Annotated in this window: 9 protein-coding genes and 1 tRNA gene; 4 read left to right on the top strand and 6 right to left on the bottom strand. The window is 69.4% G+C overall.

Annotated elements, in window-relative coordinates; translation table 11 throughout:
- The first annotated feature begins 134 nt into the window (after nt 1-134).
- The gene (locus HV824_RS03200) at nt 135-506 is read left to right on the top strand and encodes a MarR family transcriptional regulator (RefSeq protein ID WP_255207720.1); all 372 of its coding nucleotides are present in this window, start codon (nt 135-137) and stop codon (nt 504-506) included.
- Between the two features lie 225 nt (nt 507-731).
- On the opposite strand, the gene HV824_RS03195 is transcribed toward HV824_RS03200, so the two are convergent.
- Both HV824_RS03195 and HV824_RS03190 read right to left on the bottom strand, forming a co-directional pair.
- Nucleotides 732-1007, bottom strand: a complete 276-nt coding sequence (locus tag HV824_RS03195; RefSeq protein WP_176422626.1) for a hypothetical protein — start codon at nt 1005-1007, stop codon at nt 732-734.
- 165 nt (nt 1008-1172) lie between these two features.
- Nucleotides 1173-2597, bottom strand: coding sequence for a SulP family inorganic anion transporter (locus HV824_RS03190; protein ID WP_217917056.1), 1425 nt, complete (start codon nt 2595-2597; stop codon nt 1173-1175).
- A 1028-nt stretch (nt 2598-3625) separates the two neighbouring features.
- On the opposite strand from HV824_RS03190, the gene pru reads away from it, so the two are divergent.
- Nucleotides 3626-4165, top strand: coding sequence for a fruiting body spore coat protein U (gene pru / locus HV824_RS03185; RefSeq protein WP_176415485.1), 540 nt, complete (start codon nt 3626-3628; stop codon nt 4163-4165).
- 403 nt (nt 4166-4568) lie between these two features.
- Here pru and HV824_RS03180 read toward each other — a convergent pair.
- The 3 genes from HV824_RS03180 to HV824_RS03170 all read right to left on the bottom strand — a co-directional run bounded on the left by HV824_RS03180 (nt 4569) and on the right by HV824_RS03170 (nt 6641).
- A tRNA-Arg gene (locus tag HV824_RS03180) sits at nt 4569-4642 on the bottom strand.
- Between the two features lie 174 nt (nt 4643-4816).
- A complete protein-coding gene (locus tag HV824_RS03175; RefSeq protein WP_176415530.1) occupies nt 4817-5845 on the bottom strand; it encodes a fatty acid desaturase in 1029 nt (342 codons plus the stop codon).
- A 181-nt stretch (nt 5846-6026) separates the two neighbouring features.
- The gene (locus HV824_RS03170; RefSeq protein WP_368670827.1) at nt 6027-6641 is read right to left on the bottom strand and encodes a cell wall protein; all 615 of its coding nucleotides are present in this window, start codon (nt 6639-6641) and stop codon (nt 6027-6029) included.
- Between the two features lie 437 nt (nt 6642-7078).
- Here HV824_RS03170 and HV824_RS03165 point away from each other — a divergent pair, with 437 nt between their 5' ends.
- Nucleotides 7079-7411, top strand: coding sequence for a hypothetical protein (locus HV824_RS03165; RefSeq protein WP_176415532.1), 333 nt, complete (start codon nt 7079-7081; stop codon nt 7409-7411).
- Between the two features lie 9 nt (nt 7412-7420).
- Here the strand turns inward: HV824_RS03165 and HV824_RS03160 are convergent, their stop codons facing one another.
- Nucleotides 7421-9598: an AAA family ATPase gene (locus tag HV824_RS03160; RefSeq protein WP_176415533.1), complete on the bottom strand. Its 2178-nt coding sequence runs from the start codon at nt 9596-9598 to the stop codon at nt 7421-7423.
- Between the two features lie 152 nt (nt 9599-9750).
- On the opposite strand from HV824_RS03160, the gene HV824_RS03155 reads away from it, so the two are divergent.
- Nucleotides 9751-11019 (top strand): CCA tRNA nucleotidyltransferase, encoded by a 1269-nt coding sequence (locus HV824_RS03155; protein ID WP_176415534.1) that lies wholly within the window; start codon nt 9751-9753, stop codon nt 11017-11019.
- Nucleotides 11020-11063: the final 44 nt, after the last annotated feature.

Below are 11063 nucleotides of genomic sequence, written 5' to 3'. Positions count from 1 at the left end.
GAGGAGGTCGCGTCCGTCCCGTCCCGGTCCGCATTTCTGGAATATAAATTCGCGACGTTTGATACGCGACCGGAAATATGCGAATTTTGTGTCGCTTGTCAATCGTCGTTGATTCGAGCACTGGCGGGAGCCTCATGGACCCCTTGAAAGGGACACACCTGGAATTTCCCTCGTGGACGTTCCTCACCAACCACGCGCACGTGCTGCTGTGCATCGCGGCGGATCCGGAGGTGCGCCTGCGGGACGTGGCGTCGCGTGTGGGCATCACCGAGCGCGCGGTGCAGCGCATCGTCAGTGACCTGGAGGAAGGTGGCTACCTCCAGCGTGAGCGCGAGGGGCGGCGCAACCACTACACGGTGCGCGCCGACCTGCCCCTGCGCCACCCGGTGGAGCGGCACCGCACCGTGGCGTCGCTCATTGCGCTCGTGGAAGGCGTAGAAGGCGTGGAAGGCGTGGATGACCCAGCCTCAGCCCCGCCGCGCAAGCCCGTCCGCCCGAGGCGCTGACCGGGTGGACGGGAGCCACTGGCTCGGGGACGCCCATCGCCCACGGCAACCTCCGCCAGTTGCCGCGACGGGATGCGTCTTCCGGAGAAGGTGAGCAGACGGGCGCATCCCCGCCATCGTGCGAGTCGAGCAAGGAGCACCTCCCTGGAGCCTGCTTGGAGTGTTGTGCAGGCCTCCGTTGCTCGCGCGCCGGACCGCCGTGTCAGGGCGGGCAGGGCTGTGTCGCTACATCGCGACGCAGCCGTAGACCTTCTCGTAGTAGTAGGTCTTCGTGCCGTTGAGGACCGTCTCTGGTGTGCTGCATCCGCAGAGCAGCTCACCGACCTTGGTGACCTTCGCGGGCTCCGCGTAGTACGTGATGACGTAGTCCCGGCCGGTGATGTCACGACAGGGGATCGCCTGGGCCTCCGTGTCGAGCCCGGCGGCAGCCTCCTCTTCAATGCCGCCACAGCCCGTCAACAGCCCTGCCGCCAGCAGACCCACCATGATGCCCTTACGCATGGATTCTCCTTTTGTAGGAAAGTGATGCGTAGCCAGGATAGCTGGGGAGCCTGGCAATGACACCTGGGGGCTGGGGACTGCACGGTTCTGAACGGACAGGTGCTCCGACGGGGCCATCCGCTCGGCCGCTCCTTGCAGTCCCACTGGGGCTTGTGTTCCCGGAGGTCAGTGTCCGCTACTGAGGGACGCCCCCGGCTTGTCATGAATGCCGATGCGCCCGAGGAGCGTGGCGCTCGCATCGTTGAGTCCGATGAGCGTCACCGCCACGCCCCGGTCGCGGAACTTGAGCACCACCCGGTCCACCGCCGCCACGGCCGAGGCATCCCAGATGTGGGAGTGCGTGAGGTCGATCTCCACCGCCTTGACGGGCTCCCTGAAGTCGAAGGCGCTGGCGAAGCCCTCCACGGAGACGAAGAAGATTTCACCTGAGACGCGGTAGTGCCGCTTCTGACCGTCGGGAGTGAGCGAGCTCTCCACGCTGACGAGCTTGGCGACGGTGCGCGCGAACAGCAGCGCGCTCAGCACCACGCCCACCGCGACGCCCTTCGCCAGGTCATGCGTGAGCACGACGGTGAACACCGTCGCCACCATCACGATGGAGTCGCTCATCGGCATGCGCCGCATGGCCCCGAGCGACTTCCAGTCGAAGGTGCCGACGGAGACCATGATCATCACCGCGACGAGGACGCCCATGGGGATGCGCGCCACCCAGTCCCCCAGCACCAGGATGAGGAAGAGGAGCAGCACGCCCGCGGTGAAGGTCGAAAGCCGGCAGCGGCCACCGGAGCGCACGTTGATGACGGACTGGCCAATCATCGCGCAGCCCGCCATCGCGCCGAAGAAGCCCGCGGCGATGTTCGCGAGCCCCTGGCCGGCGGCCTCGCTGTGCTTGCAGCTGGGCGAGTCCGTCATGTCGTCCACGACGGCGGCGGTGAGCAGTGATTCGAGCAGGCCCACGAAGGTGAGGGTGAGCGCGTAGGGGAAGATGATGCGCAGGGTGTCGAGGGTGAAGGGCACCTGGGGGACGTGGAAGAAGGGCAGCGCGGTGGGCAGCGCCCCCATGTCCCCCACGGTGCGCACGGACGCGCCGCTGAGGAGGGAGATGGCGGTGATGACGACGATGGCGACCAGCGGCGACGGCACGGCCTTCGTGAGGCGTGGCAGCCCGTAGATGATGACCAGGCCCCCGGCGACCATCGCGTACATCTGCCAGTTCGCGCCGACGAACTGGGGCAACTGGGCGAGGAAGATGAGGATGGCGAGCGCGTTGACGAAGCCGGTCATCACCGCGCGTGGGACGAACTTCATGTAGCGGCTGAGCCGCAGCAGCCGGAAGGTGAGCTGCAGCACGCCGGTGAGGATGGTGGCCGCGAAGAGGTACTCGAGGCCGTGGTTCTTGACGAGCGTGACCATCAGCAGCGCCATCGCGCCCGTGGCCGCTGAAATCATCCCGGGGCGGCCTCCGAAGAAGGCCGTCATCACCGCGATGATGAAGGAGGCATAGAGGCCCACCTTCGGGTCCACGCCCGCGATGATGGAGAAGGCGATGGCCTCTGGGATGAGCGCGAGCGCCACTACGGTCCCGGCCATCAGGTCGCCGCGAACATTGGAGAACCACTCCTCTTTCAGCCGAGGAAGGTCGAGGAATCGCGAGCGGCCGTGGGGGGCCGCCTGGGAAGCTGCGGTGTTCATGGTTGAGCTGTTCTCGTGAGGAAACAGTGCCCGTGGACCCATGGGGCCCCGCGCACGCGGATGAATCGAGCAGCGCCTCGACGGACGCCGTGTGGGCGACGCCACACGCGCTCCGTCGGGACGAAGTGACAGGTCAGGGCAAAGGCCGGGCAGCCTCGCGAGCGGCAGAGCGCCGCCGTGGCAGGCCGTTTCGGTTGCTCAAAGACGCAGGGTCAGGGTGGCGTCATCGGCCCGGTCTGGCCGCTTCCGCGCCTCAGGTGCCGGCGGTCAACTTCGCTCGGCTGTTCCAGGGCGAGCCTGGGCGTCTGAGGGGAGGGGCGCATGGAGCAACGGGACAGGCAGCCCCACATGGAAGGGCTGGACGTGCCCGGCAGATCTCACATCACGCGGGAATCCGCAACCCGCCGTGCCGGATACCGCCGCGGGACGCTGCTTGCGCGGGAGGAGAGGGAGCGGGTGCGGCTCCTGGCGATGCTCGGGAGCGTCGACGTCTCGTAGCGCCTGAGCCATCCCGTCCCTGATGCCGCGCGCTTCTCGGCGCTCGGAATGGCGGTGTCATCGGCTGGACGCCACCGCGCATGGACGCGCGAAGGGGACCCGCAGCGGGCATTCTTCTCCCTCGCCTGGGAAGCGGAGTTCTCCCAGGTGGACAAGCGCCGCTCCTGGAATCCGCGTGCCAAGGGATTCGAGTGGCCCCGGCGCCTGACCGTCCCTCACTGAAGGGCTCCCTTCAGGGAGAGGTGTGCGTTTCACTTTAAAAACAGACAAGCAGACATTTTCACGGAGTGCCTTGAAGCGCACGGCAGGCGCGTGCGCGACCTGCGCCGACGGGAGGGGCGCATGGGACTGCTCGAAAGCTGGCGAGCGCGTTGCAATGCGCCGTCGCCGCCGCCGGAATCAGCCGGCCGCTCGATTGAGCATTGTCCATGAACGCTATCAAGACTGCCGTTGCCGCCGTCACCGCTGCCGCGTCCCTCGTCGCCTTTTCGCCCGCCGAGGCCGCCACCGCCACCGCCAACCTGAACGTCACCGCCAACGTCGGAGGCGCCTGCAGCATCGGCTCCGGCCTCGGCGGCGGCACGCTGAACTTCGGCACGTACGACCCCGTCGTCACCAACTCCGCAATGGGCGTCGACCTGTTCGGTACGGGCACGCTGAGCGTGCAGTGCACCCTGCTCCGTCCCGCGATCATCACCCTGGGGCAGGGGCTGCACCCGGCCTCGGGTTCAACCGACGCTGCGCCGCTGCGCCGGATGCGCAACACGGCCTCGGCGGACTACCTCGCGTACAGCCTGTACCAGGACGTCACCCGGCTCTTCGTGTGGGGCAACACCGCCGGCACGGCCCTCGCGTTCCTCGGCACGGGCCTGCCCGTCCCCGTGCTGGTCTACGGCACGGTTCCGCGTGGCCAGAACGTCCCCTCTGGCACCTATAACGACACCGTCGTTGCCACCATTACGTTCTGATTCGGAGGGCGATAACAGACGTGAGCGTCTTCTGTCCTGGACTGTCGGCCTGAGGGTCACGACAGCACTGGAATGGGTCGCCATGGGGACCGCGAGTGCCGCCGAGCTTGATGTCGGCTCGGTCCGGCATGAACTGGATTCCGGGGCCAGGCCGAAGAAGGGCGCATGTCGCTCGCGCTGACGCAGGACCTGTTCTTCTTCCCGTCCCTGTTGACGTTGGAGCCCGGGGAGTCCGCCCCATCCGGGTGGTCAGCTCCTCGGCGCTTCGGTCACGCGGGTAGCAAGCTGGCCGAGAGGGACGCTGCTGCTTGCTGGGAAGCAGCGAAGGCACGAGCTCCGGACGGGCGAAGTCGCGCGAGCGCGCGCCCGTCGAAATCCCCAGGAGGGACAGCAACTTGGGCAATGACCCCGACAGGAATCGAACCTGTGGCCTGCGGTTTAGGAAACCGCCGCTCTATCCAACTGAGCTACGGGGTCGTGCTCTCAAGTCACTGCGCTTTCTGGAGGCGGCCCGCCAGAAAGGTCCAGCCATGTTCCCCACTGCGGGGCGCATGCACAACGGCGTGCGTTATAGCAGGCGGCCCGGCGCGCGCAACGCGCCAGCGTCACCGTTTCCAACCCGCCGCCCCCTCGGGGCCCTTCCAGGCGCCCTCAGCGCGAGGCGGGAACGTCCCGGAACCGGACCATGCGGCCCCGCTCCCCGTCCCAGACGTTGAGTCGCAGACAGGCCAGCACGTCCCTGGGGCGCAGGGTGGTGGTGCGGGGATTCTGGAGCTCCGGAATGGCGGCCATGGCCTCCGGCAGCCGGTAGAAGGGGATGCGCGGGTTGAGGTGGTGGACGTGGTGGTAGCCGATGTTGCCGGTGAACCACGCCATGACCGGGCCACAGGCCAGGTAGCTCGACGCCTCCAGGGCCGCGCTCGCGTGCGTCCAGTCCTGGTCCTCACGCAGCGCGACGTCCGGGAAGTTGTGCTGGGAGAAGAAGAGGTACGCCCCCAGCGCGTAGCCGAGGGACAGCGGCAGCGCCATCGCCGTGAGATACACACCCAGGCCCCCGAAGGAGAACACCGCCACGCTGATGGCCACGTGGAGGAGCACGGCGAAGCCCGCGCTCCAGTAGCGCAGCGGGTGCTTCACGAACGGCACGATGCACAGCCCACTCAAGAACGCGAGCGGATACGCGAAGACCATCACCAGCGGATGTCGCTCCACCACGTAGGCCAGCCGCTCCAGCGCCGTGGCCTCACGCCACTGCTGCGCCGTCCACGTCGTGAACGTCCCCGACGAGGAGGCCGCCAGCCGGGCCGTGTTCGCGTGGTGGTGGTTGTGCGTCTCGCTCCAGACGCGCGGCGGCGTCAGCAACAGCACCGCGTGGGTGTGGAACAGGGCCTTTCCCAGCCGCGAGCCCGACAGCAGCGAACCGTGCAGGTAGTCGTGGACCAGGATGAAGGAGCGGATCAACACCAGCGCTTCCACCACGCTGCCCACGACACGCAGGGGCCACCAGGAGGGGAGGGTGGCGAGCGCGATGGCGCTCAGCAGGGCCACGAAGGTGGTGCCCACTTCCCACCAACTTCGCCGCGGGTCCTGCGCGGCGAAGGGCCGCGTTCGGGCGATCAGGTTCCGCTCGGCGTCTCGGGAGAGTGAGGTGAAGGCGCTGCTGCGGGTCGCGGAGTCCATTCGGAGGTCCAGGGCTGGCACGGCGGCGGCTGCCGCCGATTCGAGTCCCTGGAACCATGCCCGCCCACTGTCATGCGACCGTCATGGCCGGTGCCTTTGGCGGACACCCCCACGGATGCTGCGATGCGTCGGAGGCCGCGCCGCCCCGTCTGGCCCATGGGGCTCGACGGGGCGCGGCTCGTCACGAGCGATGCTTGTTGGCCCGGAACTCGCTGGCCCACTGCTCGACGATGGACGCCACCTGCTCGCGCTCGGAGCGCTGCGCGGTCGGAATCACCGAGGCCTGGGCCAACTGCAGGACCGGCTGGCTGTCGCCACTGGGCGTCGGGACCACGGGGCTGACGCCCTTCTTGCGGACCCAGACGCGAGGCCCCTCGCTGGGACGCACGGGCTCCGGGGTGACGGCGGTCTCCAGCGCCTCCATGGACTCGCGGCGCTTCCGCCCCAGGATGACGTCTGGAATGCTGTTCGGCGCGGCGTCTTCCGTCCACGCGTGGTGCAGGCGGCCGGATGCCACCATGAGCCGCCGCTTCTGGTAGTGGGCCGCGCAGTAGCCCAGGCTGCGCACCGGCCGCTTGCAGCCGATGACGGCGCAGGGCCGGGCTTCCGGAGCGGCTTCTTCCTCGGGCCCCGCATCGAGGGTCGCGAGCGACGAGGCCAGGACATCCAGCGCCTCGTTCGGCAGCTCACGCCGCGGCAGGCGGCGGAGGCCGCTGGGATGAGACAGGCTCTCCGCGATGCGCAGGAGCGTGTCCGTCAACGGCGACAGTTGCCCGGCGAGCTCCTCGGCCAGCACGGTGCGGAACGCGCGTTCCAGCGGCGGCAAGGATGAGGCGGGGACGCGCGTGGTTCGCGTGGAGTGATGAGGCGGGGCGGAACGAAGGCTACGGGGTCTTGGCATGTCGATGAGTGCCTGTGGTCGCTGCCGGCTGCTTCAGGGGACCGCGGAGCGGACGGCCGTGGCGTTAGCACACCTGTGGCCGACCGCCCAGGACAGCCTGTCAAAGGGCTCGTGAGTGGATGTTACGCGGCGATAACCCAAGCGGTGCGTCCCCATGTCAACACGGCCCACGTCCATTCAATCCCGAGCCGCGCCCGCGCCTTTCAGGTATGTTGAAATCCTACCTGTCGAGGGGTCGGCATGACTTCCAGGGAGCACGCTTCTTCCTGGGCTGAAACAGGCTACTGCGGCAGGATGCGCGTGTCGTGCAACTTCACTGAGAGGATTTGCCCGTGCGAAACATCTCGGCTGTCGCGGTGTCCCTGGCTGCTGCTGGTTTCCTGGTGGCATGTGGCGAGGGCGTGGACCTGAATGAAGAGGGTGCAATCCCCACCGCCCCGGAAGCCGCGCAGGAGGCTGTCTCCGCGCCCGCCGAGGTGTCCGCGCAGGCGTGCACGACGCTGTACCGTCCCCGGGTTACCACCTACTGGACGTCCTTTCCCATTGAGCGGGAGGGGCAGGTGGGTCGGTGCACGACGGCCAGTGACTGTTCCGTGACGTGTGTGGGCGAGACGTCGCAGTACGCCATCAACGGCCAGTTCTTCTACTGCACCTACTGCCCCTGACGTGACGTCTCAGCGCTCCACGCAGGAAGCACCCGGCGCGGAGGCGCCTTCCGTCTGGCGGCAGCGCGACTCGGCCGCGCGAGCGTTCGCGGCCTCGTCGCCGCGCCCGGCGGCTTCGAGCAGCGCCGCCGCGCGGGCGTAGTGTCCAGCTGCCTGCCCCTTGGGCAGCAACTGTTCGTCCGCATGCGCGGCGGCGAGCAGGAAGGGAAGGGCGCGGTCCTCCTGCCCCGCCTCCATCCAGTGGTGCGCCAGGACGATGGCGGGCGCGCCGTCCCGCTCGAAGGCGCGCGCCAGCCGGCCGTGCAGGAAGCGAGCGGCGGAGTTGGACACGCTGGCGTGGACCGCTTCCAGGACCAGGTCGTGGGTGAAGCGCTCCGCCACGAGGAGCTGCGCGGACTCCAGCTCGGACAGCGCCGCGTGCAGCTCCGCCACGCTGACCTGGAGCACCTCGGGCGCCAATGCGGCCCGGAAGTGGAGGTCTGCTCGCGCCGCCAACTGCGCCGTGAGCCGGGCCAGGGGCGTGAGGCGCTCCAGGCGGCGTTGGATGAGCGGCCCCACTCGGCCCGGCGGTGGGAGCCTGCGCGGCCAGTCCCTGTGGAGGGCATCCGTTTCGATGAGGTGCTTCAGCGTCTCCATGATGTACAGCGGGTTGCCGCCCGTGTAGCGCGTCAGCGCCTCTGCGTGAGGTTCCGCGCCCGGAAGCTCCAGGCCCGCGAGCAGCTGCCGGACCTCTTCGAGCGCGAGCGGCCCCACCTCGATGACGCGCGCGAGCCCCGTGTCCACGAGCTTGCGTACGTTGGCTTCGGAGTAGGGCGGGAGCTCTCCCTTGCGGTAGCAGTCGATGAAGACGGGCGCGCGGGCCGGCGCTTCGTACTTCCGCTCCATCATCCGGGTCAGCGCGTACATGAACAGCTTCGCGCTGGCCTGGTCCCAGTACTGGACGTCGTCGACGACGATGACCTGGTCACCCGCGTGCAGCAGGGCCAGCGCCTCCGCGTGGGCCTCGTAGAAGCGCAGCTCGTCGGCCTCGGAGGCGAGCGGTGGCAGGGCGCTCCCATTGCCCAGCTCCGGCACGATGCGCGACAGCTCCGTGCGGACCCAATCCGGCATCACGATGTCGGGGCGCCGGGCCAGGTGGGCCCGGACCGCGCGCGTCTGGGAGGCATAGGGCACCTCCTGGTCGCCCGGGCGGGCTTCGATCCGGAACCACGCCCCCACGGACGCCGCGAACTCCTCGGCGAGGCGTGTCTTTCCGCTGCCCGCGTCTCCCACCACGAAGAGCAGCTGCCCCGCCTCCAGGCCTTCCTGGAGCTGGCGCAGGGCGTGCTGTCTGCCCGCGAGGACGGGCGGGCGCAGCACGCTCACGGGCAGGAGGGCTCGGGTGGGGTGGGGGGACGCGGTCCACGCCGCGGCCTTTTCGATGTCGCGCACCAGGGTGAGCGTCTCCTGCATGGGAGCGACGCCCAGGTCGTGAGACAGCGTGCTGCGAAGCCGGTCGAAGGCCGCGAGCGCCGCGCCCCGGTCACCCCGGAGGTAGTGCAGGCGGATGAGGTGACGGCCGGCCTGTTCGGACTCCGGCTCCTGCTGCACCCAGGCCTGGGTCAGGGCCAACGCGGCGGGCCAGTCACTCGCGTCCATGCGGCGTTGGACTTCGGCCTCGCGGGCATGGCGCACCCAGCCCTCGACGGCGGCGCGGGCCCCGTCCAGCCACCGTGACAGCTCGTCGCAGTCGTCGAAGCTCACCCCCGTCAGCAGGCCAACGTCCGTGCCCCGCAGCAGCGCCTGGAGGACATCAGGGGACAGGGGCGTGCCCGCGGCGCACTTCAGCCTCGCGAGGTCCAACGCGACGTCCGGCGACAGGCTCAGCCGTTGGGAGTCCCCGTCCACCAGGTCCGCGCCGCCGCAGCTCAGCCGGAGCCGGCGCAGCAGCTGGCGCATGTTGTTGCGCACGGCGGCGGGCGGCGAGTCCGGCCATAGCAGGTTCGACACGGCGGCCTTCGACGCGGGGCCCTCCATGCCCAGGTAGGCCAGGAGGGTGGCGGCTCGGCGGTCCAGCCTCACGCGCTGTCCGTCGGGGCCTTCCAGGTGGGCGTGGCCCAGGACCCGAGCGCTCCACCCAGGCAGCTTCACCTGGGCGACTCCGTCATGCGACTCCACTTCCGGCCTGTTCGACCCCATATCGAACATACGGAGCGGTGCCGGAAGCTGGTCTTGGGATAAAAGGTTTTCTTTGAATTGGTTGTGAGCGGTGTCGCCCGTCTCGGGGCTTGGAACGCGGGAGGCTGGCCGGTACAACACGCCCCTGGGGCCGCGGGCATGTCGTCCTGGCCCCGGCCGTCATGATCGCGAACCTCCACAACGCCGACATCCCCCAGCCCGTGCTGGACGTCATCGCGCGGCTGCGCGAACTGGGCCACGCCGTCTACCTGGTGGGCGGCTGCGTCCGGGACATGGTGCGCCAGGTCCACCCCAAGGACTTCGACGTGGCCACCAGCGCGCTGCCGCAAGAAGTCCAGGGCGCCTTCCGCAAGGTCATCCCCACGGGCATCCAGCACGGCACCGTCACCGTCCTGCAGAACGGCACGCACGTGGAGGTGACGACGTTCCGCTCGGAGGGGGACTACCTCGACGGCCGCCGGCCCAGCTCGGTGGCCTTCGAGCGCGACATCATCAAGGACCTGTCCCGGCGCGACTTCACCATCAACGCGATGGCCTACAACCCGCTGGACCGCGAGCTGGTGGACCCGTTCGGCGGACAGTCGGACCTCCAGGCGCAGCTCATCCGCTGCGTGGGCTCCGCGCTGGAGCGCTTCTCCGAGGACGGCCTGCGCCCCCTGCGCGCCGTGCGCTTCGCCGCGGTGCTCGGCTTCTCGCTCGATGCCGCGACCCGGGACGCCATCCCCGCCACGCTCAGCGTCTTCCGCAAGGTCGCGCTGGAGCGGGTGCGTGAGGAGCTGGTGAAGCTGCTCCTGTCACCCCGTGCGGAGCGCGGCCTGCAACTGCTCGCGGACACCGGGCTTTTGGACGTGTTCCTGCCGGAGCTGGCGCGCGCGGAAGCCCCGGCCGCCGCGTCCGCCCGGGCCGCGGTGCAGGCCTCGCCGCTGGAGGTGGAGGTCCGTGTCGCGGTGCTGCTGGCCGACCTGGTGGACCGCGCCCAGGCGCGCGACATTGGCCTGCGGCTGAAGTTCCCCAACAAGGTGGCGGACCTGGTGGCGCTGCTCGTTGAACACGCGAAGGCGGAGGCGCGGGTGGGGGCGCCGGACGCCGCGCTTCGCCGGCTCCTGGCCCGCCTGGGACCGCCGCGGCTTCCGTTGTGGGCAGCGGTCGTTCGTGCCCGGGTCGGGGTCCGCCAGCCGGAGGCGCTTCAGGAGGTGGAGGCGCTCATCGCTCGCGTGGAGGCGCTCGCCGCCGCGAAGCCTCCGTTGACGGCGAAGGACCTGGCGCTGACGGGAGGCGATATCATGGCCGCCCTGGGCGTGGGGCCGGCTCCCATCGTGGGCGAGGCCACCCGGTTCCTCGTCGAGTCCGTCCTGGATGAGCCGGGTTTGAACACGGCCGACGCCCTGCGGCAGCGGTTGCAGGCGTGGCACGCGCAGGCTGCTCGCTGAGCGGGCGGGCTGCGCGGCGTGACGGGTGTCGGGAAAGGACGCTC

The organism is Myxococcus sp. AM009 (assembly GCF_013372605.1).
Taxonomy (GTDB): domain Bacteria; phylum Myxococcota; class Myxococcia; order Myxococcales; family Myxococcaceae; genus Myxococcus; species Myxococcus vastator.
Note: the sequence above shows the minus strand (reverse complement) of the source record. Positions and strands in the feature narration are given on the sequence as shown.

Coding starts and splice junctions, on each gene's coding strand:
- HV824_RS03195 (WP_176422626.1), bottom strand. CDS start 1,007: ATGCGTAAGGGCATCATGGTGGGTCTGCTGGCGGCAGGGCTGTTGACG.
- HV824_RS03190 (WP_217917056.1), bottom strand. CDS start 2,597: ATGGCCGGGACCGTAGTGGCGCTCGCGCTCATCCCAGAGGCCATCGCC.
- HV824_RS03155 (WP_176415534.1), top strand. CDS start 9,751: ATGATCGCGAACCTCCACAACGCCGACATCCCCCAGCCCGTGCTGGAC.
- pru (WP_176415485.1), top strand. CDS start 3,626: ATGAACGCTATCAAGACTGCCGTTGCCGCCGTCACCGCTGCCGCGTCC.
- HV824_RS03175 (WP_176415530.1), bottom strand. CDS start 5,845: ATGGACTCCGCGACCCGCAGCAGCGCCTTCACCTCACTCTCCCGAGAC.
- HV824_RS03200 (WP_255207720.1), top strand. CDS start 135: ATGGACCCCTTGAAAGGGACACACCTGGAATTTCCCTCGTGGACGTTC.
- HV824_RS03160 (WP_176415533.1), bottom strand. CDS start 9,598: ATGTTCGATATGGGGTCGAACAGGCCGGAAGTGGAGTCGCATGACGGA.